The following is a 26193-nucleotide window of genomic DNA, read 5'->3' as shown; positions in this document are numbered from 1 at the left end:
GAATAATAAACCGCGCCTGCCGCCGTATTTACGGCAGGCCGCCAAGAAGGAGAAGTAATGTACCCCGTTGATTTACATATGCACACCGTCGCCAGCACCCACGCCTACAGTACGCTGCATGACTACATCGTCGAAGCCCGGCAAAAGGGCATCAAACTGTTCGCCATCACCGACCATGGCCCGGATATGGCCGATGCGCCGCATTATTGGCACTTTATGAACATGCACGTGTGGCCACGTCTGGTGGACGGCGTGGGCATATTGCGCGGCATCGAGGCCAACATCAAAAACCTGCAGGGCGATATCGACTGCACCGGCCCGATGCTGGATAAAATCGACGTAATTATTGCCGGTTTCCACGAGCCGGTATTTGCACCGCAGGATAAAGCGGCCAATACCGAAGCGATGATCGCCGCGATGGCGCAAGGTGACGTGCACATAATCAGCCACCCTGGCAACCCAAGATATCCGATCGATATTGCGGCGGTTGCTGCCGCCGCGGCCAAATACGACGTGGCATTGGAACTGAACAATTCGTCGTTCACCCATTCGCGCAAGGGCAGCGAGGATAACTGCCGGGCCATCGCCGCCGCGGTGCGTGATGCCGGTGGCTGGTTAGCGCTGGGCTCGGATTCACACATTGCTTTCTCGCTCGGCGGTTTCGAGCACTGCGAACGCATCATTGCCGAGGTGGAGTTCCCGCAGGAGCGTATTCTCAACGTGAGCCCACGACGCCTGCTCGATTTTCTCGAGCGTCGCGGCAAGCCGGCGATTGCGGAATTGGCCGATTTGTGACATCGTCCCGGCAAATTTTTCCGTATTGTATAAGGCATTATCATGAATGAGTTTTCCGTTGTTTGCCGCGTGCTGGGTACGCTGTTTTATCGCCAGCCGCAGGATCCGTTGCTGGTGCCGCTGTTTACGCTGATCAAAGAAGGCAAGCTGCAACAGCACTGGCCGCTGGAACAGGACGAACTCTTGGTACGCCTGCAGCAGGGTTGTGATGTGAACCTGCTGTCCAGCGACTTCAACGCCATGTTCGTCGGCAGCGAATGCAGCGTGTCACCTTTCCGTTCGGCCTATGTTGAAGGGGCAACCGAAGCGGAAGTGCGTACTTTCCTGCAGCAGCGCGGCATGCCGCTCGGAGAAGCGCCGGCCGATCATTTCGGTTCTTTGTTGCTGGCGGCCTCCTGGCTGGAAGACCAGTCTCAGGAAGACGAAGCGCAGGCGCAAATCACGCTGTTTGACGACTATCTGCTGCCATGGTGCGGCCGTTTTCTAGGCAAAGTAGAAGCTCACGCCACCACCGGTTTTTACCGCACTTTGGCGCTGTTGGCTCGCGAGTCGATTCAGGCAATGCGTGACGAACTGGCGGAATACGAACAGGAAGAAGACCAGCCGGGCGAAGAGGGCGAACAGCCTTAATCCGCGAGTGGCCGGCTGGCGCCTGATGGCGAAGTCGGCCTTTTCCCGCCATCAATGTTCCCCGCTACACAGGTTTTCATCCCCCATACGTAAACTGACAAAAAATCCCCTAATCTGACGCTTTACCGGCGGCCTGGCCTTTTTGTGCCTGCACGCCTTGTTTCCTCACGCAAAGGGTAAAGCATGAAAAATAACTGGATGCAGCAGATCCAATCGATGATTGGGCAAAAGGCCGGTTCAATCGGCGGTTCGGAAGGTATCGGCAAGCTGCTGGCCCCGACTGCGCTGGGTGGCCTGGTGGGCGTTTTGCTGGCGAATAAGTCTTCGCGCAAGCTGGTCGGCAAATTCGGTAAGAATGCGTTGATTATCGGCGGCAGCGCAGCGGTTGGTGCAGTGCTGTGGAATAAGTACAAACAACGGGTGAAAGAAACCCACCAGAACGAACCGCAGTTTGGCCTGCAGACCACGCCGGTGGACTTGCGTGCCAAACGTCTGGTGCAGGCGCTGGTGTTTGCCGCCAAAAGCGACGGGCATATCGATGCGGAAGAAAAGCTTGCCATCGACCACAGCCTGGAACAGCTGCAGGTGGGTGAAGAAGCGCAAAAATGGGTGCAAGAGGCGATCGACCAGCCGCTTAACCCGGATTTGATCGCCCAGAGCGTCAAGAATGAAGACGAAGCGCTGGAGGTATATTACCTGAGCTGCATGGTGATCGACGTGGATCACTTTATGGAGCGTGGCTATCTTGATGCTCTGGCGCAGTCGTTGAAGATCCCGGCGGACGTCAAGCAGGGCATAGAAAACGACGTGAACGAGAAAAAACGCGAGCTGGCATAGCGCCGCTTGGCAAGCCGGGGGGAATCGTGTCACTCTTGCCTTAATCAAGGTAAGCGGATGATTTAACAATGATGACCCCCCCTAAGGCAGAAAAACGTCCTTATCCCATTACGGTTCACGGCGACACGCGTGTGGACGACTACTATTGGCTGCGCGACGACGATCGCGCAGACCCGCAGGTATTGGACTACCTGCAGGCGGAAAACGCCTTCACCGATGCGGCGCTGAAACCGCAGCAGGCCCTGCGCGAAACGCTGTATGAAGAAATGGTAGCGCGCATTCCTCAGCAGGAACATTCAGTCCCCTATGTCAGAAACGGCTACCGCTATCAGACGCGCTTCGAACCGGGTAATGAATACGCGATTTATGTGCGTCAGCCGCAGGCGGAAAGCGAACATTGGGACACCCTGATCGACGGAAACCAGCGCGCCGAGCAGCGAGAGTTTTATACCCTTGGCGGGCTGGAAGTCAGCCCCGACAACCAGCGGCTGGCGGTAGCGGAGGATTTCCTCTCCCGTCGCCAATACGACATTCGTTTCAAAAACCTCAGCGACGACAGCTGGACCGACGAAGTGCTGGAAAACACCTCCGGCAACTTCGAGTGGGCCAATGATTCAGCCACCGTGTATTACGTGCGTAAACACGCTAAAACGCTGTTACCGTATCAGGTCTATCGCCATGTGGTAGGTACCGATCCGCAGCTTGATGAATTGATCTACGAAGAGCTGGATGACACCTTCTACGTCGGGTTGGAAAAAACCACCTCCGAACGTTTCATTCTGATCCACCTGAGCAGCACCACCACCTCGGAAATTCTGCTGCTGGACGCCGATCGCGCCGACAGCACGCCGCAGATGTTTGTGCCGCGCCGCAAGGATCATGAATACGGTATCGATCACTATCACCAGCACTTCTACATCCGTTCCAACAAGGACGGCAAAAACTTCGGCCTGTATCAGAGCGAGCAGGCAGACGAAGCGCAGTGGCAGACGTTGATTGCTCCCCGGGTGGAAGTGATGCTGGAAGGCTTTAGCCTGTTCCGCGACTGGCTGGTGGTAGAGGAGCGCAGCGAGGGGTTGACCCAGCTGCGACAAATCCACTGGCAGAGCGGCGAAGTGAAGCGTATCGCCTTTGACGATCCGACCTATACCACCTGGCTGGCATACAATCCGGAGCCGGAAACCGAGCTGCTGCGCTATGGTTACTCCTCGATGACCACACCCACTACGCTGTATGAGTTGAATCTCGACAGCGGCGAACGTGTGATGCTTAAACAGCAGGAAGTGAAAAACTTTACCCCGGAAAATTACCGCAGCGAGCGAGTCTGGGTGAAGGCGCGCGACGGTGTCGAGGTCCCGGTTTCGCTGGTTTATCGCCCGGATAGCTTCGTGCACGGCAGCAACCCGCTGATGGTGTATGGCTACGGCTCTTACGGCAGCAGCATGGATCCGGCCTTTAGCGCCAGCCGCTTGAGCCTGTTGGATCGTGGTTTTGTCTTTGCGCTGGCGCACATTCGCGGCGGCGGCGAATTGGGGCAGCTGTGGTACGAAGACGGCAAGCTGTTCAACAAGCAAAATACCTTCAACGACTTTATCGACGTGACGGAAACCTTGATTGATCAAGGCTACGGCGATGCCAAACGGGTATTCGCCATGGGTGGCAGCGCCGGCGGCTTGCTGATGGGTGCGGTGATTAACCAGGCACCACAGCTGTTCAACGGCATCGTGGCGCAAGTGCCGTTTGTCGACGTTGTCACCACCATGCTTGACGAGTCCATTCCACTGACCACCGGTGAATATGACGAGTGGGGCAACCCGAACGAACGAGCTTATTACGACTACATTTTGCAGTACAGCCCGTACGATCAGGTCAAGGCTCAGGATTACCCGCATATGCTGGTCACCACCGGCCTGCACGACTCGCAGGTACAGTATTGGGAACCGGCCAAGTGGGTAGCAAAATTGCGTGAGTTGAAAACTGACGACCGCCAACTGCTGCTGTATACCGATATGGATTCCGGCCACGGCGGCAAGTCCGGGCGTTTCAAAGCTTATGAAGATATCGCGCTGGAGTACGCCTTTATTCTGGCGCTGGCGAAGTAACCTTCAGGCGGGCGGCTGGCGCTGCCCGCTTTTTCAACCAATCAGATAGTATTTCAGCGTGTGCTTCATGTCCGGACTGAGGTCTTCGATAGATTTCAGCATCCAGCGCAAATAGCCGGGATCTTCCTGCGCTACGCGATCAATTTCCTGTCCACGGTATTTTCCGAACTTAAACTTCTTCAACAGCACCGGCTGCTCGGTGATTTGCGCCATTTGCTCCGGCGTCCAGCCTGAATCCTTGATGATGCGTTGCAGCAGCGCGGCGGTCACGTAGCAGTCATACAATGCGCGGTGCGGATACAGCGTCGTGTCCTGCGGCAATTGCACATCCAGATTGAGCGCGTAGCGCAGATATTGGTTGCCGTATTTGATGTCCGGGTACAGGTTACGGGCCAGCTTCATGGTGCAGATCCAGGCGCCGTTCATTTCAGGCAGTACGCCGCGATCGAAAGCCGCATTGTGAGCGACATAGTAGGGGCTGCCGAGATAACGCCCGATCGCCACCGCGATCCGCGGTTTCCCTTCGACCATCTGCTCGGTAATGTGGTGAATAGCCATGGCTTCAATGCCAATTGGCCGGTCGGGGCTGATTAAGTCGCTCATGGGATTGGTGATTTGCCCGTCAATCAGATCGACAGAGGCCACTTCGACCACGCCGCCTTCCAGCCCGCAGGTTTCAGTGTCTATTACGCGTAAATTCATGGTTTCCTCAGGATGGCTGTACAGGTTTAGCTTAACGGGCCGTTACGCCAATGCCAACCGTTGAAAGCGGGGACGTTATTTCAGGCAACAAAAAACCCGCCTTGGCGGGTTTAACTCTACGGTTAGAAGTTCGCTTACTCGCCGGACGTTTGCCCTTTCTTGGCGCGTTTGCCTGCGCGTTTTTCAGCAGGGGTTTTCAACGGCTTCTTCTTCGCATTTTTTTTGCTATCCATTCCCTTACTCATGATGGCCTCTCAGTTACCTATGGTTGGGTGGGTTGCTCAGCCATTAACCCCCTTACGCCTGTCGGATGCAAGCATGAAAGCAGGTGTTTTAGTTAATCGATTGTTTATAGGTTGAATTTTGTTTTTCAGGAAAGGCTGCTGAAAATATTTGATATGTTATAATATAACAATTAAATCCTAACCGGAGAGCGCCATGACAGTCGTTTCCATGTTAAACCAGCAACAGCTCCTGGCCATGCCGGAGTCTGACTACATGAACCCGGCGCAGCGGGCTTTTTTTCGCCAGCGCTTGCTGGAAGAGCAGCAAAAACTGCTGCAGCACATCGATGCGTTGAAGCGGGATATCGACAGCGGTGAAGTTTCAGGTGACGAAGCGGACAAGGCCGCGCGTGAAGAAGACTTGCGGTTGCTGTTTCGCCAGTTGGATCGCGAAAGCCGTTTGCTGCCGAAAATCAGCGCGGCGCTGACGCGTTTGTATAACGGCGACTATGGTTATTGCCGTGAAAGCGGAGAGCCTATTGGCCTGGCGCGCTTGCTGTTGCGGCCAACGGCGGAACTGAGCATTGAGGCCAAAACCGCGCAGGAAATGCGCGAACCGCATCTGCGTAAGCGGGGTTGATTCTACGGCTGGCTCCCAACGGCCAGCCGGTATTTTGCCGGCAAGTCGTATTCATTTTAAGCAAACGAACCTTAACTTGTTGGGGAGCGTAGGAGTTTTCAGGATTTACCGTTGACCAAATGAGTGGCTTCGGCTTTGATGAGGGTATGACCCACAGAGAGACGGAAGCGCCATGGAACAATTACGAGGTTTGTACCCGCCGTTAGCAGCATATGACAGCGGTTGGCTGGACACCGGGGATGGCCACCGGATCTACTGGGAACTGAGCGGTAACCCGAACGGTAAACCGGCAGTCTTTATTCACGGTGGGCCGGGGGGCGGTATTTCCCCTTACCACCGCCAACTGTTCGATCCGCAGCGTTACAAGGTATTGCTGTTCGATCAGCGTGGCTGTGGCCGTTCCAAGCCGCATGCCAGCCTGGACAACAACACCACCTGGCACCTGGTGCAGGACATCGAACGGCTGCGCGAAATGGCCGGTGTCGATCAGTGGCTGGTGTTTGGCGGCTCCTGGGGCTCAACGTTGGCGTTGGCCTACGCACAGACTCATCCGCAGCGCGTCAGTGAAATGGTGCTGCGCGGCATCTTTACCCTGCGCAAGCAGGAGCTGCATTGGTACTATCAGGACGGCGCTTCGCGCTTCTTCCCGGAGAAGTGGGAACGTGTGCTGTCGATTCTTTCAGAGGAAGAACGCAAGGACGTGATTGCTTCTTACCGCCAGCGCCTGACCTCAACGGATCCGCAGGTGCAGCTGGAAGCGGCCAAACTGTGGAGCGTGTGGGAAGGGGAGACGGTGACCTTGCTGCCCAGCAGCGAGTCGGCTTCTTTTGGCGAGGACGATTTCGCGCTGGCGTTCGCCCGTATCGAAAACCACTACTTTACTCATCTGGGCTTCCTGGACAGCGACGATCAACTGCTGCGCAACGTTCCGCTGATCCGTCATATTCCGGCGGTGATCATCCATGGCCGTTACGATATGGCTTGCCAGGTACAAAACGCCTGGGATCTGGCGAAGGCTTGGCCGGAGGCGGAGCTGCATATTGTCGAGGGGGCCGGACACTCATTCGATGAGCCCGGCATCCTGCACCAGTTAATGCTGGCGACCGACAAATTTGCCGGCAAATGACACCGAGCCCGCCACTACGGCGGGCTTTTATTATTTGGATTTCGGTTCGTACGGCAGGCGCGAATACTTGTGCGATTCGGCACGGTAGTGCGCCACGCGTTCGCGGAAATAATCACGCAGGTGTTCGGGCTGTTCACGCTCAACCATTTCGGGGATCACCGGCATGTTGTAGCGCTCTTTGAACGCCACGCCGGAAGCTGCGAGATCAACGTTCACTTTGTCCATCTCTTCTTTGGAAAGCTCTGCCAAATTGTAACCCACCGTATTCTCCTTACTGTTACCGCATTGGATCAGCGCAGAAGGTAATCCACCCGGCGGCGCTTGGCAAGCCTGAAGCGCGCAGGGGGGGACGGTCACCAATAATCGGTAACGGAAAAGGTTATTTATTATTCGTTCAGCAATGCAATTCATTTATTATTTTAAATAAGAATGATTCGCTTTTTGATTAAATTTACAGATGGAAATAGTTATCATAATTATTTAAATGAATAATTGGTGTTTTTTATAACTATTTGATTTTGTTTTAATTTAAAATTAAATCATCGATGATGTAAATCAGGTGTGTTTATTTTGTTTTCGTCAGGGCATAATGCGGAAAAATTAAGTTGATACCTGCAAAATAAAGGAATGATTATGCTGACGCCTGAAATGACCAAAAAGCTGAATGAGCAACTGAACCTGGAGTTCTACTCTGCCAACCTGTATCTGCAAATGAGTGCCTGGTGCAGCGATAAAGGCTTTGAAGGTGCCGCGGCATTCCTTAAAGAACACTCTCAGGAAGAGATGCAGCACATGCAGCGCCTGTTCGAATACCTCAGTGATACCGGTGCACTGCCGCTGCTGGGCACCATCGCCGCGCCGCCGGTTGAGTTTGGTTCCCTGGCAGAGGTGTTCCAACAGACGTACGAACATGAGCAACTGATCACCCGCCAGATTAATGAACTGGCGCACGCGGCAATGACCGCTCATGACTATTCAACCTTCAACTTCCTGCAGTGGTATGTTGCCGAGCAGCACGAAGAAGAGAAGCTGTTCAAATCCGTACTGGATAAACTGGCGCTGGTGGGCAACAGCGGCAATGCCCTGTTCTTCATTGATAAAGATCTGAAGAAAATGGGTGCGGCCGGCGAAAACGGTAACGGCCAGGCCTAATCCTTTTGTAGAAAACCGCGTGTCGGCGTTGGCCGGTGCGCGGTTTTTTTATGCCCTGCATTTATCGCGGTTTTACAGCGATATGTGCTACTGGATCGCAAAATGCCAGCGTTCTGCTCGACTTGCATAATGACACTCGTTATCATTTGACGCGATACGCTACAGGGAAGGTTGAGAGTCAAAACAGGGGGTTACTCCCATAATTCTGTTTACCCGTGGCGCAATCATCTGCGGTGGGTTGGGCTGCTGATACATCGCTCTGGCGGTTAGCCTGGCTCCTTATCACCCTCGATTATTGCTTTAAGGGATATCACTGTGATCGGTAAAATTCGGACTTCTTATCGCCTGCTTTCCACCATTTTCGTGCTGTTTGTCGGGCTGTCCTCACAGCAGGCACTGGCGCATGCCCATTTAAAAGTTGAAACGCCGGCGGCAGATGCCAGCGTGAGCCCGGCACCCAAGGTGCTGACGCTCAATTTCTCCGAGGGCATTGAGCCCAACTTCAGCGGCATTAAAATCACCGGCCCAGACAACGCCGAAGTGAAAACCGGCAAGCTGCAGCTCGATGCGAACAACAATACCCAGGTCAATCTGCCTATCGAAGGCGATCTGGCGGCAGGCAAATATAACGTCAGCTGGCATGTGGTGTCGGTCGACGGTCATAAAACCAAGGGCCAATACAGCTTCACCGTAAACTGACCCATGAGTCTGGCGACCCTGTTTGTCCTGTGTCGCTTTGTGCACTTTGCGGCGGTGATGCTGATGTTTGGCTCCAGCTTATTCACCGCCTTATTGTCGCCGCAGCGCCTTTCTCCGTATCTCACCCGTGATGTGCGTCCTTTGTTGGTCTCTTGCACCTGGCTTGCCGGGCTTTCCGCTATTGCGTTGCTGGCTATTCAGGCCGGGCAGATGGGGGACGGCTGGGCAGATACCTGGCGGCTGGACGTGTGGTGGGCGGTACTGGGCACCACCTTTGGCGAGGTTTGGCGCTGGCACCTGGGCATTTCAATGCTGGCGTTGCTGAGCCTGTGGCTCGCCGAGCCACGTCGTACACAACTGCTGGCGCTGCTTTCCACATTGCTGTTGGTCAGCATGGCGTTTATCGGCCATGCGGCGATGCATGGTGGGGGGCTTGGCGCACTGCATCGTTTCAATCATGCGCTGCACCTGCTGGCGGCCGGGTACTGGTTTGGCAGCCTGTTGCCGCTGCTGGTCTGTTTGCGCTATCTGACCCAACCGCAGTGGCGCAGCGACGCGGTGACCACATTGATACGCTTCTCGCGCTGGGGACACCTGGCTGTGGCGCTGGTGCTGCTGACCGGCGTAATCAACAGTTTGATCATTCTCGGCAGTTGGCCGTTGGACGTAGATTCTCCGTACCAACGCCTGCTGCTGTTTAAAACCGCGCTGGTGGCGCTGATGGTTATGGTGGCATTAGCCAACCGCTACGCCGTCGTCCCGGCGATGAGCAGCATGCCAAGGCTGGCGCAGCGCGGGCTGGTGCTTGCCTGCTGGGCGGAGTTGGGGTTAGGGGCGGTGGTGCTGCTGTTGGTCAGTTTATTTGCAACCTATGCGCCGGTATAACATTCCGGCTTGCCGGATGCCCCCAAACTGCGGGAAAATTGAATCAAATAGCAACCCTAAGGCCATAACATGAAATCGGTATTACTTGGCATGACGCTGCTGGCAACCGCGACCGGTGCTTTGGCAGCAGACCAACTGGTGAACATCACCAAGCTGGAATACGGCAAGCAGTGGGCGTTCACCAAAGAAGAAGTGACGCTGCAGTGCCGCAGCGGCGGTGCGTTGTTCGTGCTCAACAACAGCACGCTGATGCAGTACCCGCTTAACGCGGCCGCAGAAGCGCAGGTGAAAGCAGGGCAGCAACGCGCTCAACCGCTGGACGTGATCCTGCTCGATGACGCCGCCAATCCGGGCCATAAGATGAGTGTTGAGCCGTACCGCGAACGCGCCGAGAAGCTCTGCGCGAACTAATCGCTTATCCCCCAATGGCTTAGTGCGAGGTTAACCGGTGATGAATAATTGCACGAAATTAATTCCGTAATGAAACTATCACCGGCCGTGCGGCTGGCTGGCAAAAATAGCGCGGTAAGCTACTCTTAAAGTGCACGGCTGAACAAGCCTTGCACAAAATGCCAACTTTTAGCGCACGGCTCTCTCCCAAGAGCCATTTCCCTAGACCGAATATAGGAATCGTATTCGGTCTTTTTTTGTTTATCATTTATAAACAGTTACTTACAAGTAAAACAATCACTTGTCACGTCTCCTGTTCTACCGTATTGCATCCTTTTTCTACCTCTGTCGCCACTTTGCCGCCATTGAAATCAGCCGCGATTGTCTGCTGCAACCACATCGTTGATGTGCTTTAACAGTTTTTCTCCCTAGAAATGGTTTTTAATACGTTAAAATTGCATTGTTGTCATGATTTCTATAGCATCTGTAAAATTATTTACTGTTTTAATTACTAATTTTCTTGGAGGGGAAGGTGAGACAGGCATGGCGTTCATTGTATCCAACGAATTATATATTTTTAATATTCAGCGTAATTGTAGTATTGCTATCATTTGGTTGGGGATATTATAATAATAATCATTATCCTTATAGCTCTAACTCTTTTTATAATTTTGGTTTTTTTCAATACCTTTTAATAAATCTTAATTCTTCAATTGTAGATTTCTTAGTGTTAGGTGTTATTGTCATCTTTTTTGAAAGAAGAAGAGAACACACTAGTAAGCAAAATGCTCTGATTGACGACTTAAAAGATTATGCATCCTACTCTTCAGATGAGATTAATTTAAAAAAAGCAGGCTTGCTTAAAAGATTAAGTCAAGCTAAGGTGAGAGATCTTAGAATTCAAAGAATCATAATAACAAATATATCTATCAAGGAAATAAATTTTAGTTCTGGAGATATTTCCGGATTGAGTTTTGAAAAAACAAAAATGAGAAAGGTTTACTTAAATAATATGATGTTGAAATCGGTAAATTTCAACGGGGCGAACTTGGATGGGTGTCATTTTAAAAACTGTAATATGTACAATTTGAAAATGAAAGAAGCTAATGCTAGCGGGATACAGCTTAATGATTCTAGTTTGGTTAATGCTCAGTTTTATAACTCAGAATTGAATGGTTGTGATCTTAGAAATTGTGATTTGACAAATGTAAACTTCGAAGGGGCTAACCTTAATCGTGCAAATCTATTAGGTGCGAAAAATCTAAATATAGACGATCTGGTAAAGGCTAGAAGTCTTAATTACATTTCTGCAGATGAAAATATATTAGAACAGATAAAAAAGAGAAGGCCGGATAGTATTCACCAAAAGAAACGGCATTAGGGAATCGAACCCTATGGCTAAGGAACTTAATCCTCAGTTGACCCGCATCGTGCCCATCGATATGGAAAAAAATACAACGCTTTTACTGTAAAGTCAAGATCAGAAACAAATTAAAGGCGTATCATTATGAGAGATGGAATGCTGCTAGCGGATTTAATCTTAGAGTTTCCTCTAAATGGTCTGGCGCGAAATGGGCGTAGCGCATCGTTACCCTGATATCTGAGTGCCCAAGGATGCGCTGCAAGACTATGATATTCCCCCCACCCATCATGAAGTGGCTAGCAAAGGTATGGCGGAGCACATGCGTCATTTGTCCTTCTGGCAAGGTTATATTCGCCAGTCGCAGAACTCGATAAAATTGCTTGTAGCAAGGATCAAACTCCTTTTCATCCAGTATTGTGAGCTCGTCATATAATTCTTTCGAGATGGGGACCGTTCTGTTTTTCTTCCCTTTGGTGTTGGTATACGTGATTTTATATTTTGATATCTGCGATGGCCTTAGTTTTGCGGCCTCATTCCATCTGGCGCCAGTTGATAGGCATATCTTTACGATGAGTGTTAGCTCTGGGTTGCCATGAGTATGGCAGGCGTTTATCAGTGCTTTTATTTTCTCATTGTTCAGCCATGCCATTTCCTTTTCTGGCTGATCGAACTCCCTGATATTTTCCAGGGGGTTTGGCAAAGACCATTCCCCCAATCTTTTTAATTCGTTGAATACAGCCCGCAAAAAAGCTTGTTCACAGTTAACCGTTCCCGTGCTGACCTTCCTTGTTTCAAGACTGGTGCTATAGCCGTTATCGATTTCTCCGCGCAACCGCTGATCGCGATAATGGGCCCAGTCCTTTGGGGTGATCTCTGATGCTACTGGGTTCCCCATGCCGTTACAGATAATGATCAATTTGCCAAGTCGGCCTTTTTTGTCATTTAGCGAGCAGCCATGCAGCCTGTACCACAGATCGATCAACTCGCTAAGTTTTCGCTTGTCTTCCTTATCGCCCAGCCAAGGCTTGGCCTTTGCCTGGTCGAGCTGATAGCTCTCGAAGGCGAGCGCCTCCCCCTTGGTGGCGAATTGCTTACGGGTACGCTTGCCGCCCCTCCCGTTGTGATAGAACTCGCATAGCCACTTGCCGGTGCTCAATTTTCTTACGGTCATACTCGTAGATCCAGTGAACCAAATTACGTATTGAATACTGTATATAATAACAGTATTCAATGTTTGTGTGCGGCTGGTTTAAACATGGATCAAAAAACCCGCCGGCGGCGGGTTTGTGGTTAGAAGTGCAGGGCGGTTTGGCCAGACTTTGATGGGTGCGGTGGCGCAGGGTCAACCTGACCAGGTTTAACAATGGAGCGAACAAAAGTTTCCATCGTGATAAAGACATGACTGCAATTCACGTTTGTGCATTGGTTGTAACGCTCTTTTGTCGTTGCTGTCACTTCGTTACTACTGCGGGTGTGCGCCGCATGGCCACACAAAGGGCATCGCATCATGATATTAGCCTCTACTGTATCGATATACATACAATAGCACGATGTTTGAAAAAGCGAATATTAAACTTGCAAATCACTCCATATCGAGATCGGTTATCTTCACTTCAAGTTCCAACGCCGTGGTAAACCCGCCATCTGCCACTGTGTGCGTTACCGTGGTTATCGTCCAGTCTGCAGCGTCGATCTGGCGCTTGAAACCCTTTACTGATACCGGCACTTCCGGGTAAAGCTCTGCCCGGCCCTTGGCCAGTGTAATTGAGAATTGCGCGGCGCCGCGCTGTATTCGTTCCCAGTTTGCCTTTGCGGCCCGGCGAGCGTTGGACGCATTTGCGTAGGTCCGACTCAATACATAAACGTTATCGTCGGTGCCTACCAGGTATTCTCCCTGTTTATCCTGGGCTGGCACTTTTGCGGTGGTCGTCTTACGCTTGCGCTTCCTCTTTACCTTTACCGTTTGTGGTTTTGCCGTTTTTGTGTCGAGCCAGCTGGCAGAAACGCCGGTATAGGCATCTCTGTCGGCCAGGGTGAATTGGTGCTCATCACCGTCAGCGCGCACAATTGTCATTGCCGGTAGCGGCTTGCCGCTGGCGTTCACGCCTTGGCCCTGTTTGATGAATAGCAACCTCCCGTATTTTACTGCAGCAATCGCACCTACGCGGCGCGCCAGGCGCATCAGGAAGCTGCCATCTGATTCATTCGTTTGGTCGATGTGGTCGATAGTCATGGCGGCCATTTGCGGACTGATGGCCTGCTCCAGTCTATGGCGGGCTGCAAATTGTTTAACGATCTCGCCGATGGTGGTTTTTGAATATGACTTTTCACGCTTGATATTAAGCGTGTTCCTGAAGTCGGCGCTTCTGCCGCGCAGTGTCACCTTGTCAGGCGCGCCGGAATGGCCAATCTCGTCAATGGTGAATGCGCCTTTATTGATCATTGGTTCGCCTTTCCAGCCCAATTGCAGCTCCAATTGGACACCACGCGAAGGCAGATCAACAGCGCCATCGGCATCGTCAAGTTCGATATCAAGCTGATCCGCCTCGAATCCGCGGTTGTCTGTCAACGTGAGGGATATCAGCCGGCTTTCCAGTCTTGTGGTTATATCCTTGCCATTAAGAGTGATCTTGAACGCGGGCGTGCTATCCCGGCCGCTTAACCAGTCTGGCGTGTTCATGAAAGAAGCCCTCCAATAGCTGTTGCCGCCTGATCTTTCATGATGCTCAGTTGCTCCTGCAGGTCGCCGAGCATGGTGCCCAGGTCATCATCTACGCGCTTTAACTTAAGCGTGAACTCAATGCGCCTGGCGCCGCCATCTTTGAAGAATACGGACTTGTTAAGATCTAGCCCTTCAATGACAAACATCCCGTAAATGGTCCCACTGCCATCCAGCAAAGACCATGCCTTGCCGAGATCGGCGATTGTTTGCAGGGCTAGCAATGACAGTCGGCCGCCGGTGATTTCCGGTAGCAACACCCCGCTGAGTGTAATGGTGTCGTTTTCTGGACCAACATATTGCGCTGAAGGGCGCTTCCCAACGCGGTTGTTGGTTGGGTAGCGCCATGCCATTTGATGCTGCAGCTCCTGATAGGGGACTGTTTCAAGCATAAAGACGTATAACCCGAGTGCCATCATCATAATTCCCACCCCAGATCTCGATCAGAAAAATTACTGCGCGCTTTTGCCGCGTCTTTTTGCATGTGCTCCCGGAGCGCTTTCACCGCATCTGTCGCTACAGCTTTACCGTTCTGGTTATTCCTGGCGTCAACACTGAGATCGATCTTCGGCTGATAGTAGAAGTTACCGCCGCTTGGTGCCTTAACGGGTTTCATGCTGGAGCCGGTGAAACGAATGGCCATATCATTGGCCGTGTAACCTGTTGGCGCCGGCTCGCCCACGGAACCATATTTCTGGGCTATGGGGTTATTTTTTAGCAGCTCATTCGTCTGGGCTAATGCCTCGTTTTTTTGCGGCAACAGGTCCAGCTTTTCAAGCAGCCATTTAAAGCCATCCATGACTGCGCGCAGCGGGGCGGTGATAACGTCCAGCCCTCGCTTCAGACCAATGCCAATTTTTTCAGCAGCGCTACTAGCCGCCCGTTTTATTTCTTCCCAGGTTTCGCTGGCTTTAACGCTTATGCTGCTCCAGACGCCAGAAATGTAATCCTTGATGGCTTGCCATTTCTCGCTGGTATATGCACTGATGCTGTCCCACAGCCTTTTAAATTTCGGCCCCAAGGTGTCCCAATTCATCCAGATATAGATTGCGGCGGCGGCGATGGCGGCGACTACTGCAAGGATGGGGTTTGCGAGCATCATTCTGCCCATCCAAAGAATTGCTTTGCCTGCAACTCTGAAAGACTTGGCAAGCAACCCCAGTACTGATGGGCCTTTGATTCCGAGCATGCCCAACGATAGCCGTAGCAACGCGAATGGCCCTAGGATTGCCGCAACACCCAGCATAAGCCCACCTAACGCCACAGTGATCGCGGTAACTGCAGCGGCCGTTTTGATTAAAACTGCTGCCATTCTTGGGTGCGATTCAATAAAGCGTCGAGTCCAGCCGATAATGTTTTTAAACCAACCCATGATGTCCATTAACGCTGGGCGTAACTTTTCACCCATATCGCTAAACATATTCACGGCGCCAGTTTTTAAAAGAAGGAATTGGGATGATAGGGAATCTTTATCGATATTTGATTCCCTTTGCATCGATCCCTTTGCATTTCCGCCCTGTGTCAAATTTAGCTGCCTAATAAATTCATCAACCTGCAACCCAAGTTTCTGGGCATCATCACCAAATTCCTTACCGAACAACATTGTCATAACGCTGAGTTGGCGCTCTTTCGAGAGTCCCTTAATTCGGCCAAGCACATCTTTGATCGTATCTACAGCGTTATAAGCAATGCCTTTCTCAAGTTTGTTTGCGTTCAAGCCAAGAATTTTCATGCCCTGCAGGAATCTTTTACCCTGCATTGAAGCTATACCCAATTCACGGACCATAGCTTTACTTGCTGACGCTGCAATCTCTGGCTGGGCACCCAATGAAAGGAATGTAGATCCAAGGGCTGCAGCTTGTTTGTAATTCAACTTGTCTGCAGTATCCCCCATCCTTTGCAGCACATTTATAATGTCTGCTCCCTTTGCCTGAGTATTGTCATCCAGATAATTAAGCGTGTCTCCGAGCTCTTCTATTTTCTTAGTCGGCACACCATAAAGGAATGCTATTTTTCCCAGATCGTCAGCCAACTGGTCGGCAGGCAACTCAAATGCTTTCGCAGCTTTCGCTGCAGTCATTGCGAACCCAAGGAGATCAGCTTTCTGTTTTACCCAAGGATCTTTATCGCTGGCGACACCCATTCTGGCGCCACCCTCAACCAAAGCAGCAAAATCTAAGGCCCCATTTTCCATTGGTTGTAGTTCTGCCGCTGCCTTAATAGCCTTCTGGATTTCGTAATATTTTGCTGTTCTATTCCCCTTGTCATCCAGCAGGGGATTTACCTGCTTGGCTACACCCTTCATTGCATCTTCCAGGTTGCTGTAGCTTCTGATTGCCGCCACAACTGGTAATCCACCCGATACTCCAGCGGCCATTGTTGCTGCGCCAGCACCGGCTACACTATTTCTCAGCTCTCTGGTTTTGTCATATTGCGCTTTTGCGGTGTTCATTCTGCGCTGTTGCTCGCCAGCGCGCCTCAACTGGCGCTCCTGCTCCTGCAGCAGTCGATTATAGCGGGCGGTTTCGCTGGCAATTCTGTTTGTAGCGCCAGCGCCATCGGTCGCAGATACCCCCATGCGGTAAAGTTCGGATCGCACCCGGCCCATCTGCGCGACTTCGCTCTTTTGCCTTTGCTCCAGTCGGTCTACCGCGCGCCACTGATCTTCCAGGGCTTTGGTTTGTTTTTTGGTGGGATTTTCAAGCGCGCCCATTTCGCGCGTCATCATTTGGGCTTTAAGCTTGGCGCCAGCCAGCTCGTCAGCTGTTTTCTTAATGGACGCCTGCAGCGAATTGAAGGTGTTCACCTGGTCGCCGGCGGCGCTCAGTCGCTTCAGTTCATCACGGGAGTTTTTGACGGCAGCGGCCAGCGCTTTATTGCTGGCCTGCATGGTCTTAAAGGGGCGGGTGATTTTGTCCACCGCGTTCAGGATAACCTGCAGTCTTAGATTGCGGTCACTCATCACTTTCTCCGCTTCGAATCAGTGCCCGGTGCCGCCAGTCCCAAAGTTCGGTTAAGGTGAACGGGTACATTTCCGACGGCGGCCAGTGGAAGATGGCGGCGATATCCGCCATCAGGTCTTCAACGGTTAAACCGGCCGGGATTCCAGCGCCGATTTCGGCAACAAAAAACTGACGATGCCGCCGGCCAGTTGCGTAAAGTCAGCCGGATCCATTTCGCTGATTTCCTGCGGCGTCAGTGACGGTGTGGAAACGCGCGGCAAGACGGTTGCCACCGCGGAATAATCCATTTCCAGCAGGTCGGCAAGCTTCACACCGCGCAGCGCCCCAGACTGTGGCTTGGTTAGGGTGATCTCGGTGATTTCGGTCTTGCCGCGCTGGATTGGGGTGTCCAATGTTACTTTGGTCGGTTCGGTCATTTGGTTGTGCTCCACGATTTTCAGAAAGAAGAGGGCGCCGGCGTTCCGGCGCCGCAGGAATTACAGGCCGATGGCCCGGCGGTGTTCGGCCAGGCGGTCTACACCACCGAAGCTTTCAATCATGTTCACCGTGTCGATCTCGCAAATTTCTTCGCCTGCGATGGTCAACTTGAAGTAGGTCACCGCGGTAGAAATTTTGGTGGTCGAGTTTTCGCCCTGCTTGTGCTCGCCAAAATCCAACTCTTTATGGCGGCCGCGGATCACCGCTTCGACCGCCTGCACTTCGCCGGTGTCGTCGCGCTGAATTGAACCGGTATAACGCAGCATGACGCCGTCCAGTTTTGCGACGCCCATTTGCTTAATCGGCAAGGCTTCGATGCCGCCAATTGTCCATTCAATATCAAGCGCGTCGTCATCTAACCCCAGATCGACTTTGGCGCTACCGCTCATGCCGCCGCCGCGGTAGTTCTCAAGCTTGCGCGTCAGCTTTGGCAGCGTCAGTGATTCAACGATCCCCTGCCAGTTGTTCCCCTCATTGAAGAGGTTCAGGTATTTCAATTTGCGTGGTAATGCCATTGCGTGCCCCTTAGCTGTTCACGTTCTGGGTGAAGTTGACCAGGTACTGATCAGTGATGCGCTGGCGTAACAGCAGGTTTTCCAGCGGTGGGACCGGCGTATAGTCGTAATCAATGACCAGTTTCCCGGCTTTCAGCGTGTCCTTGTCGTTGGCTGCATCATCGATCCAGGCATTACCGTCAATGATGTAGCCGGCAGATTTCAGCTCACGGAATTTGGCCTTGATACCTTCCAGGATATCTTTGGCCAGTGACGGGTGCAGTGGCATGTCAACGGCCCACATGTGCGCCTCTGCCATTGTGTCCGCCAACACCTGCGCAGTGCGGGTGTAGTTTTCAAACTGGAACAATGGATCATCGGAACAGGTGCGGGAGCCCCAAAACTTAAAGCCATCTTTGCGGATTAGCGTGGTGACGTCGTTCTTGTTCAGCAGGTTGGCATCGGTTGCGCTGTCCTGCAGGTCCCAAAACACATCCGCACTGATGCCGGTCACGCCATTAACGCCGACGTTTGACAGCGTTTTGTGCCAACCGGTCTGCTGGTCAATTTTGGCGCGCAGGCCCAATGCGCGGGCGGTAGCGAAAGCCTTCGCGTCTGCATTGGTCACAGTGTCCCAACTCAGAAAATCTGGCCAGATCAGCATGGCCTCGCGCTGACTGAAGTTCTCGCGATACGCGATAGCTTCGGAAACCGTCTTGCAGCCATAGGCGCTCAGATAGGCGAAGGCGCGCAGGTTCTGCGCCACTGACAGCAATTCAGTGGCGACGGCCTTACTGTCGTGACCAGGTACACCCAAAATGCGCGGCTTCACACCTAACAGACTTTGCGCAGCCAGCAGGGCTTTCATGCCTGTTTTCTTGCCGGTGGTGGCGTCGACGCCGCCGATGATGTTGGTTGTGGTTTCCGCCTCGGTGTCGCCCTGTTCAACACGGACAACAACGGTAACTGGTTTTGCCTGGTCGGCGATGGCGTCCAGAGAGCGGGCGAGGGTGCCGGTTTCGCCGGCCTTGCCGCTGGCGGCCAGGACGTCGGTCAGCAATACGGGGGTGTTGAGTGGGAAAGCCGCAGCGTCGGCATCGTCGGCGGTGCAGACCATCCCCACAATTGCTGTGCTTACGGTTGTGATTGTGCGGGTGCCCTCGTTAATTTCGAGGACACGAACGCCATGATGATAATCTTCAGCCATCGGGCGGATCTCCGGTTCCGGTTAAGGTTTCTCCGCTATGGTGTTCGCTGATGGCGTTGAGTGCATGCGCTGGGCATTGTGTGATGGCTGGCACAATGGCCAGGCGTCTTGCTGTGGGGTTATGTTTGCCGGTATGGCCAACATAGTCAATGATGGCTGTGCTGCAGGAAAAAATGAAGCCCCGGAGTGGGGCTTATGCTACACGGTGCCACAACATTTGCAGCTTGTGGCGCTCGACAACGCTGATCTCCTGGCCCTGGCCAAGCGCATCAGTTTTCCCTGCAACGGGGTGGCTGTGTTGGCCTAATTCCATTTCGTGATCGTGTTCGCCGGCTTCGTCCGTGTCGCCTTCCTGATAAGGGTCGAAGAATACCCGATTGTTGCCGCCCAGCTCATAATCACTGTTGCGTTTAGGTACGCCATGATGAACGTGCTTTCCGCTAAGCTTGGTACGCTTAGTCCCAAGATCGGTATCTTGTGCCGTTCCTGATACGCTGATTTCTTCCGCTGGCAGGTTGGCGCGTGCAATTGTTACCGTGTCGCTACCACCAAGAGCGCCAACATCGGAGCCGTCTGCTTTCGCCGTTCTGATCGTCAGGTGTTCGCCGGCATATTCCCACGTTGACCACGGCCAACGCTCATTGGGATTTACGTTCTGGTTGAACAGACGAGAAGATCCGACCGGGTTATCCAACTCCCATGCCTGGCTCACCGCCGCGGCGACTGCGACTTTGATTGCCGCTTTGATTGCTGCTGGCGTTGCGGCTAAGTCTTCGCTATCACTGTCGGTGTCATTGCTCAACTGGGTAAAGCCTCTGGCTTTCAGCGTTGCGTCCGGGTGATTGCGCGATTGCTCATGGCTTGACAGTTGCTCATCGGTATAGTCTTTGACCTTTTCTTCCAGAGAATTGACGTCTTCGACCGTTGCCAAAATAACAGACGGATCAGCAATCAGTTCCACCGCCGCTGTGCTGGTGACTTTCAACTGCATCCTGATGATTTGGAAGCGCCCCGATCCCTCGGATAACAGAGGCTTGTAGGATTCTGGCATGTTGCCGACGGCGACGCATTCGCCATCGTCGGCATAAAGCGCCAACTCACGCAGCCAGAACCCTCCGATTTGAGGTGGCATAATCATTTCTGCTTCGATGATGCTGGCGTCACTATCAGCTATCACTAATTTATTCAGCTCACCGCGATACTGCTCACCGATCAGCCCGGCGTTTGCTGCGCTGGGCTGGGGTAAACGCCCGCCACCGTCGCCGACGGCCATTTCCTTGATGGCTACCGGCGTGCCAGTAACAGCGGCATTTGCCAGCTTTTCTGCGCCGGCAACTGTTATCATTGCGCTGTATTTTTTCTCACTCACGCTCAGCCCCCCTCATTCATGTTTCCCCAGGCTCATTAAATGGAGGCCCCGCGGCGGCTGTAATAGCCTTGGAAATACAAGTAAACCTGCATCAACTCGTCATCACTCAGCACGCGATCAAAGATTAAAGCGGCGTACTGGCGATGTTTGGCGCTACCCTCAACGCGGCTTTGTCCAATGAGATACGTCAGAGCTGGATTTACAAACGATGTGACCGGTGCGCCAGGTGAAACACTCTTCGCCTGGTTGTTGGTGAGATCGCCAATTTTTAATCCATTCCCCAGATCTCGCCCATGAAAGAACGCGGGGCTATGGTCAGTGCTCCGCGTATTCATCCCCAGGCTGTAAGCGCCGTTGTACGGGTTTCCATCTGCACCAGTACCTTTGTAATGCGAATACATGTAAAGGGCTGACGGCGTAGGTCCCTGTGTACATAGCGATTTACCGGCATCAGCGCTGCCTTTGTAACTGGAAATTAAAAAGCAGCGGCTAGCCTGGGTTGAATCCGTATTGTTTGCGATTGAAATTAACGTTGCTTCCTCGCTAGTCGGCACTCGCGTATCTAAGTAATTCCCCGTCGAAAACTCGAACGCTTCACCGTTTTTCGTTGGGTTACCGTAGGCCACCGCTGACGCGCCACCGGGGGCCAGGTTAGCCGTGAGGTTACCTCGACCGAAGATATTGGCGTATTGCAATCCTTCGGTACTGAAAGGGGGGTTCCAGCCGTCAGGCTTGGAAATAGATGCGCCGGCAACATTCGACTTAATGACCATGACCATAATAATTATTCTCCGCTCTCGATCGGTACACAGAATTGCACTGATGGGTTATTTAATGGGTAAGGTTTGCCGACCAGCTCAGCAATATTTTCATCCGCAGCCTGGTTCGAATCTGCGTGATATTCGTAGTTCGCCAGCGACGCGAAGCTGTCACTGTCAAAGACATTCCCATTGCCGTTATGGGTAGTTTTATCGCCATACCAGAGCTTCGCCGAGCCTACAGGCACCGTCGCCAAAGTGATTTTGATAATGGTATCAGCGGCTATTTCAACCGACTCGATAGGCACGGTTCCAACGCTGTCTTTGACAAGGAATCCCTTGTCTGCGTACATCGTCGGCACGCGCCCCACATAGGACGGGCGGAATTGCAGTGGAGGGCTGGGGACGTGATACAGCACATAGACCACCCGGCCAATACGAATGATGCGGATGGGGCCGAGCGCCTCCCAGCCTTGCCCCTCGTTCAGCACGCGGTGCATCACTTTGGCAAATTGCATATCCATCCAGCGGTAGCCGTTGGACGTCAAATGCCCGCCTTTATCCGGGAACGGGTACGCCGGGGTGACCAGGTACGCGTTTGGCGTCTCTTTGCAGAACTCCCACTGTGCCATCCCGATACCCAACTCGTAGGTATCAACGGTATACCCGCCACCGGTCTGGTACATAAAGATTGCTGGAGGTGATTTTTGACCGGCAATACCATAAGCCATGTCGTCGGTCATGTTCTTCGATAACAGCGCGTCCAGATATTTTCGATATCCCTCACGTGTCTGCACGCCGCCGCGTGTGCCGTTATAGTTCCACTCGCCCTGGATGAAGATGAAGGCTGCAATGGCATAGCTGACACCCATTTGGTCAGCTATGGCCTTGACCTGCCGCACTGCCTGGAGAGGGCGTTGGTACAACTCAGGATTTCTTCCCTTAGACAGTTCCTCGATGGTGCGACCATTCACGCCAGTGCTTGACACAACGAAGCGACGCGCAGGATCCCGCTCCAGGCAGTTCCTTTGCAGCCACAACTTGCGCAGGAAATTACCCAATGCGGCACCACCTTCACCTTCATTGCTCGCATTAAATGGCAATACGTTACTTTCTGCGGCTGTTAGAACTGCACTTCCATCCCCCGACTGCACCACAGCCTTCAGCGGCTTCAGTGTGGCGGCGCCGACCGGCACGAACTCGGCGGCGGTGCGACTTTTCGGGCGCACACTGTCACCCAGCATCAGATTATCGTAACCGTCGATAGGTTCATTACTGAGTGATGGGTGGCCTTCCTGTTGCGTGCCAAGGCTTTGGCTGTAGATCAGCAGGTGATTCAGTGCGGAAACCAGGCGCTGAATATCGGCGTTGTAGCGGTCACGCACAGATTGGGAATACGCCTTGTTCTGCGCATCGTGTGCCACTAAATCAAACTCGCTTACGCCACCACTGGAGCCGATAGGGTTGCCGTCGATATCGATGTAATCTCTGAAGAAACCGTCAGCGTCTTCAAGTCTCAGCCAGGCATCCGATGTGGTCAGAGTTGAGAATGCGCCGTGCCCCTGCAGGGCTTTTGGTGCCACGTCCCCCGAAGGGCTGACTAGCTCAACAATAAAATCATCGGCGTCTTGGAAAATAATGCCGGCACGTTCCCCTACGTGAGTTATTTTCAGGTCATCAAGAAAAATTCCTTGCGGTGAAAGCAGGCTTTTAATCGTGCCGAAAGCCCCATTATCAAATAGCCTCCATACCGAGAAATAATCATCATCAACCATATCAATCAGTAAATTGCTAATGGCTTCGCTGACGTGAAAATAATCTGTGACTTTTTTAACCAACTCGCCAGTTGGTAAAGTTCGGCCCGTTGGTGTGGCGACACCATCGATATTTTTAAATTCAGCAACCCATGCGTCGGCGTTCTCGATACGTACAGAAAAACGTGAGTTTAATGGAAGGCTGCCATCATTAATTCTTGCCTGCGCTTTCTCCCTGTTATCAAAAGGCTGCTCGCCAATGGAGTAACCCTCGATTGCCTGTTTTAAATATTGAGTACGGTTAGCCAGTTGCTGCGGCTGAATATTTGCAACGCCATCGCGTCCCCCGCGCACTTTGTCACCGCGTTGGATTTGATAAACGCTATCTTCCCAGCGTCCGCTTTCGGTAATTTTCGTCATATTATTTCCCGGAATAGTGATAATCGCCGCTGAAACCTACAGCGCCGTTATATTTGATGCTGTCGTCTGGTTCGTAATCGGCGGGATAAATAGTGACAATATTGCCGTCATGCATGATGGCGGCGGAATACACCAGCCCCCGTGTTCTGGCGCTCAAATTTAACTGCCAGATATGGCGGCTTACTGGCTTTGCGTCGCCAATTAGCCGCTCCAACTCGTTTACAATTTCTTCGGTGATCCCGATTTCCATCACGTCAATTGTTAAACGAAACGTGCCGGCAGGGTCGGCAACCTCCCACCATTCCTCGATCGTCATGGTGTACCCCATGTTCTCGATCACGCGATTAATTGCCGCAACCGTCCCTTTCCGTCGGTGAATGTAAAAGGCATCTTTAACGGCCTTGCGCTTTTCTGCTGCCAGCCATTTTTCATCCCACCGATCGACCGAAAACGCCCAGGCAAGGTAGGGCAGAAAAACAACCGGGCATTTGTCCGGGTTCCATAGGTCGCGTAGAGGCACATTCAGATCGCTAACCGCAGCGCATGCCTCCGCCGCTCTGCGCTCAAGCGCAGATGAGCCTGGCGGCAGGAGGCTATTCATCCGATCCACCGATTGCAATGCGGGCATCTGTGCAGTTAGCGGCCTGCGTTTTGTCCAACACCACATCGGCAGGCGGATTGCGTAGCTCTACACGCTGTACGCCCTGAGTGTGCAGCGCTGCATAGATTGCTGTTAGGCGGATATCGCGCCCAAGGCGCCGCTGCTCGTTGATATATGCATTCAGGCGCTTTTGTGCGTCGGCAAGGATTGGTTCTTGCGCTGGCCCCGGATAGACATAAAGCACGGCGTCAATCCAATAGTTGATGATGCTGGCAGATTGAACCGTGAGGCGATCAGCTACGGGCCGTACTGACTGATCGTTAAGTGCAGCGTCAACTTTCGCCAGCAATTCGGGGGAGGCCGTTCCATCCCCTTCGCGGGAAAGAATCGTGACAGTGACCAGTGCCGGCGCCGGGCTGATCGCCGATGCATCTGCAACTTTTCCATCTGCGCTTAGTGCGTGGAATTCATAGGCGCCGGTTGGTCCGGCGACGCTCATTCCCTCGAATGCTGCCGGGATGCGCTGGCGAAAATCTGCATCAGACTCCATCACAGCCTCAACTGGCGGGATGGCTTCGCTGTCTTCGGGGATAATTGTCAGGCGTGGCGTGTTGTTGTTAGCGCCAAGCTGGTCGAGGTCGCTACCGATGGCATACGCCACCATCACGGCTTGTGCAGCCTCGTTGATGCGCTGGCGTAACAGAATTTCCCGATAGGCATTTTCCTGCAGCAGCATCACGATCGGCTCAGATTCCAGCTCCAGAGTGCGTGCTATGGCCTCGCGCTGCTCTTCAGGATAGAGCTCAAGCAGGCGCGCCTTTCTTTCCTCAAGCAGGCCTTCAAAGCTCAGGGTTTCCACTACCTGGGGCGGCGGCAACTGCGAAAGGTCGATTACGCTCATGATGCGCTCCCGTACGGAATTGAAATATTGATGCTCGCCGTGGTGTCGTTCCTGCTGCCGGATACATCCACAATCATTTGGCCGTCAATCTGCGTGGTCACAGTGACGGCCGTCAGTGACACGCGCGGTTCCCAGCGATTGATAGCGCTGTATGCTGCGGCCATCAGCTGCAATCGGGTTGTGTCGTTTTGAGGCTGGTCGATCAGCTCGGACATCAGCGAGCCGAACGGGCGCCGGGTGATCCTGCTGCCGATTGGAGTCAGCAAAATTTTGCTGATTGATTGACGAATGTGATCGATATCTTCGACGGCGCGGCCGCTACTGGTGCTCATGCCCTGGTACATCATTTCACCGGCCCTCCCGATATTCCGCCGCCTGTCTCTACGCCATCGTGCGCATGCTCATCAACGACGACGCCATTAGATGTGAGGCGGCCTCCGCTGTGGGTGATGTTGCCTGTCATCGTCCCGCCATCAGTGACTGATAGTTGAGCCGTTTCCAGCAACTGAGTGCATGTGACTTTTGGTGTTTCCAACCTGATCCCTGTCTCCGCCTTAAACAGCGCTGTTTTCACACCCTCTATGGTCAGTGCGCCAGCTTCGGGGTCATAACTGAACCTGGCACCGTCGGGAAACTCCGCAACCAAGGCACTCTCTGAATCTGAAGGCGCTGGGTGGGCGTCAGAAAAAATGGCTGGCAGGACAAAAGCGGTTGTCAGCTCACCGGCCATGCTTAAGATCAGCACCTGCTCACCGAATGACGGCGCCCACCATGTGCGCGCGCTGCCTGCGCGCATGGTCAACCATTTGAGCGGCGCGGTTTCAAGTCCGCCGGTTTGCACGCGGCATAGGCCGTTCTCTGTATCGACCTCGGAAATGGTTCCGATTCGGATCAGATTGGTCAGCAGGCGCAGGAGTTCAGAAAGTTGTGTATTCATTGGCACAGCCTGCCATGCGCGCGGCGCGGGCTGCATGTCACGGGCATT

At 53.0% G+C, this 26193-nt stretch carries 28 protein-coding genes and 1 pseudogene; 11 read left to right on the top strand and 18 right to left on the bottom strand.

Annotation, left to right across the window (positions count from 1 at the left end):
* The first annotated feature begins 57 nt into the window (after positions 1-57).
* From ACMGG1_RS14720 to ACMGG1_RS14705, 4 genes are all read left to right on the top strand, one after another.
* Entirely contained in the window at positions 58-795 is a 738-nt protein-coding gene (locus ACMGG1_RS14720; protein ID WP_122078614.1) for a phosphatase, read from the top strand.
* Positions 796-837: 42 nt separating this feature from the next.
* The gene (locus tag ACMGG1_RS14715) at positions 838-1425 is read left to right on the top strand and encodes a molecular chaperone (RefSeq protein WP_020826370.1); all 588 of its coding nucleotides are present in this window, start codon (positions 838-840) and stop codon (positions 1423-1425) included.
* 183 nt (positions 1426-1608) lie between these two features.
* Positions 1609-2262 (top strand): tellurite resistance TerB family protein, encoded by a 654-nt coding sequence (locus ACMGG1_RS14710; RefSeq protein ID WP_020826371.1) that lies wholly within the window; start codon positions 1609-1611, stop codon positions 2260-2262.
* A gap of 68 nt (positions 2263-2330) precedes the next feature.
* Positions 2331-4364, top strand: a complete 2034-nt coding sequence (locus ACMGG1_RS14705; RefSeq protein ID WP_414160815.1) for a S9 family peptidase — start codon at positions 2331-2333, stop codon at positions 4362-4364.
* A gap of 33 nt (positions 4365-4397) precedes the next feature.
* On the opposite strand, the gene exoX is transcribed toward ACMGG1_RS14705, so the two are convergent.
* Complete coding sequence (exoX, locus tag ACMGG1_RS14700; protein WP_414160814.1) at positions 4398-5066, bottom strand: exodeoxyribonuclease X; 669 nt, start codon at positions 5064-5066, stop codon at positions 4398-4400.
* A gap of 438 nt (positions 5067-5504) precedes the next feature.
* Between exoX and dksA the strand changes: the two genes are divergently transcribed.
* Together dksA and pip are read left to right on the top strand one after the other, a co-directional pair.
* Positions 5505-5930, top strand: a complete 426-nt coding sequence (gene dksA, locus ACMGG1_RS14695) for an RNA polymerase-binding protein DksA (RefSeq protein WP_020826374.1) — start codon at positions 5505-5507, stop codon at positions 5928-5930.
* A 172-nt stretch (positions 5931-6102) separates the two neighbouring features.
* A complete protein-coding gene (gene pip, locus ACMGG1_RS14690; RefSeq protein WP_020826375.1) occupies positions 6103-7056 on the top strand; it encodes a prolyl aminopeptidase in 954 nt (317 codons plus the stop codon).
* Positions 7057-7086: 30 nt separating this feature from the next.
* Here the strand turns inward: pip and ACMGG1_RS14685 are convergent, their stop codons facing one another.
* Positions 7087-7317 carry a DNA polymerase III subunit theta gene (locus ACMGG1_RS14685; protein WP_020826376.1) on the bottom strand — a complete coding sequence of 77 codons (231 nt, stop codon included), beginning with the start codon at positions 7315-7317 and terminating at the stop codon, positions 7087-7089.
* A gap of 372 nt (positions 7318-7689) precedes the next feature.
* On the opposite strand from ACMGG1_RS14685, the gene ftnA reads away from it, so the two are divergent.
* The 5 genes from ftnA to ACMGG1_RS14660 all read left to right on the top strand — a co-directional run bounded on the left by ftnA (position 7690) and on the right by ACMGG1_RS14660 (position 11563).
* On the top strand, positions 7690-8208 hold the full coding sequence (ftnA, locus tag ACMGG1_RS14680; protein WP_020826377.1) for a non-heme ferritin: 519 nt from the start codon (positions 7690-7692) through the stop codon (positions 8206-8208).
* 315 nt (positions 8209-8523) lie between these two features.
* Positions 8524-8907 carry a CopC domain-containing protein YobA gene (gene yobA, locus ACMGG1_RS14675; protein WP_020826378.1) on the top strand — a complete coding sequence of 128 codons (384 nt, stop codon included), beginning with the start codon at positions 8524-8526 and terminating at the stop codon, positions 8905-8907.
* 3 nt (positions 8908-8910) lie between these two features.
* Positions 8911-9792, top strand: coding sequence for a copper homeostasis membrane protein CopD (gene copD, locus ACMGG1_RS14670; RefSeq protein WP_234529577.1), 882 nt, complete (start codon positions 8911-8913; stop codon positions 9790-9792).
* Positions 9793-9861: 69 nt separating this feature from the next.
* Positions 9862-10203 carry a YebY family protein gene (locus ACMGG1_RS14665; RefSeq protein ID WP_020826380.1) on the top strand — a complete coding sequence of 114 codons (342 nt, stop codon included), beginning with the start codon at positions 9862-9864 and terminating at the stop codon, positions 10201-10203.
* Between the two features lie 511 nt (positions 10204-10714).
* Complete coding sequence (locus ACMGG1_RS14660; protein ID WP_414160813.1) at positions 10715-11563, top strand: pentapeptide repeat-containing protein; 849 nt, start codon at positions 10715-10717, stop codon at positions 11561-11563.
* Between the two features lie 124 nt (positions 11564-11687).
* Here the strand turns inward: ACMGG1_RS14660 and ACMGG1_RS14655 are convergent, their stop codons facing one another.
* The 16 genes and pseudogenes from ACMGG1_RS14655 to ACMGG1_RS14580 form a co-directional block, all read right to left on the bottom strand.
* A complete protein-coding gene (locus ACMGG1_RS14655; RefSeq protein WP_414160812.1) occupies positions 11688-12716 on the bottom strand; it encodes a tyrosine-type recombinase/integrase in 1029 nt (342 codons plus the stop codon).
* Between the two features lie 119 nt (positions 12717-12835).
* Entirely contained in the window at positions 12836-13054 is a 219-nt protein-coding gene (locus ACMGG1_RS14650) for an ogr/Delta-like zinc finger family protein (RefSeq protein WP_071844562.1), read from the bottom strand.
* 73 nt (positions 13055-13127) lie between these two features.
* Positions 13128-14225 carry a phage late control D family protein gene (locus ACMGG1_RS14645; protein WP_414160811.1) on the bottom strand — a complete coding sequence of 366 codons (1098 nt, stop codon included), beginning with the start codon at positions 14223-14225 and terminating at the stop codon, positions 13128-13130.
* The gene (locus ACMGG1_RS14640) at positions 14222-14686 is read right to left on the bottom strand and encodes a phage tail protein (protein WP_046373895.1); all 465 of its coding nucleotides are present in this window, start codon (positions 14684-14686) and stop codon (positions 14222-14224) included. The genes ACMGG1_RS14645 and ACMGG1_RS14640 overlap by 4 nt, the downstream gene beginning before the upstream one ends.
* An 851-nt stretch (positions 14687-15537) precedes the next feature.
* Positions 15538-17226: pseudogene (locus ACMGG1_RS14635) on the bottom strand (phage tail tape measure protein); the annotation flags it as partial.
* The gene (locus tag ACMGG1_RS14630) at positions 17219-17338 is read right to left on the bottom strand and encodes a GpE family phage tail protein (RefSeq protein WP_071844561.1); all 120 of its coding nucleotides are present in this window, start codon (positions 17336-17338) and stop codon (positions 17219-17221) included. The pseudogene ACMGG1_RS14635 and the gene ACMGG1_RS14630, both read right to left, overlap by 8 nt.
* 14 nt (positions 17339-17352) lie before the next feature.
* Positions 17353-17643: a phage tail assembly protein gene (locus tag ACMGG1_RS14625; protein WP_060429951.1), complete on the bottom strand. Its 291-nt coding sequence runs from the start codon at positions 17641-17643 to the stop codon at positions 17353-17355.
* Positions 17644-17703: 60 nt separating this feature from the next.
* Complete coding sequence (locus ACMGG1_RS14620; protein WP_414160810.1) at positions 17704-18219, bottom strand: phage major tail tube protein; 516 nt, start codon at positions 18217-18219, stop codon at positions 17704-17706.
* 10 nt (positions 18220-18229) lie between these two features.
* Positions 18230-19405: a phage tail sheath protein gene (locus ACMGG1_RS14615; RefSeq protein WP_414160809.1), complete on the bottom strand. Its 1176-nt coding sequence runs from the start codon at positions 19403-19405 to the stop codon at positions 18230-18232.
* A gap of 193 nt (positions 19406-19598) precedes the next feature.
* On the bottom strand, positions 19599-20774 hold the full coding sequence (locus ACMGG1_RS14610) for a phage tail protein (protein WP_414160808.1): 1176 nt from the start codon (positions 20772-20774) through the stop codon (positions 19599-19601).
* Between the two features lie 35 nt (positions 20775-20809).
* A complete protein-coding gene (locus ACMGG1_RS14605) occupies positions 20810-21553 on the bottom strand; it encodes a hypothetical protein (RefSeq protein ID WP_414160807.1) in 744 nt (247 codons plus the stop codon).
* 5 nt (positions 21554-21558) lie between these two features.
* On the bottom strand, positions 21559-23706 hold the full coding sequence (locus tag ACMGG1_RS14600) for a hypothetical protein (RefSeq protein WP_414160806.1): 2148 nt from the start codon (positions 23704-23706) through the stop codon (positions 21559-21561).
* 1 nt (position 23707) lies between these two features.
* Positions 23708-24307: a phage tail protein I gene (locus ACMGG1_RS14595; RefSeq protein ID WP_414160805.1), complete on the bottom strand. Its 600-nt coding sequence runs from the start codon at positions 24305-24307 to the stop codon at positions 23708-23710.
* Positions 24300-25208 carry a baseplate J/gp47 family protein gene (locus ACMGG1_RS14590; RefSeq protein ID WP_414160804.1) on the bottom strand — a complete coding sequence of 303 codons (909 nt, stop codon included), beginning with the start codon at positions 25206-25208 and terminating at the stop codon, positions 24300-24302. The genes ACMGG1_RS14595 and ACMGG1_RS14590 overlap by 8 nt, the downstream gene beginning before the upstream one ends.
* A complete protein-coding gene (locus tag ACMGG1_RS14585) occupies positions 25205-25555 on the bottom strand; it encodes a GPW/gp25 family protein (RefSeq protein WP_414160803.1) in 351 nt (116 codons plus the stop codon). Before ACMGG1_RS14585 ends, ACMGG1_RS14590 begins: the two co-directional genes overlap by 4 nt.
* Complete coding sequence (locus tag ACMGG1_RS14580; RefSeq protein WP_414160802.1) at positions 25552-26145, bottom strand: phage baseplate assembly protein V; 594 nt, start codon at positions 26143-26145, stop codon at positions 25552-25554. Before ACMGG1_RS14580 ends, ACMGG1_RS14585 begins: the two co-directional genes overlap by 4 nt.
* Positions 26146-26193: the final 48 nt, after the last annotated feature.

Origin of the sequence: Serratia sp. BNK-12 (genome assembly GCF_047456085.1) — a bacterium.
In the GTDB taxonomy this organism is placed as follows: Bacteria; Pseudomonadota; Gammaproteobacteria; order Enterobacterales; family Enterobacteriaceae; genus Serratia; species Serratia liquefaciens.
Note: the sequence above shows the minus strand (reverse complement) of the source record. Positions and strands in the feature narration are given on the sequence as shown.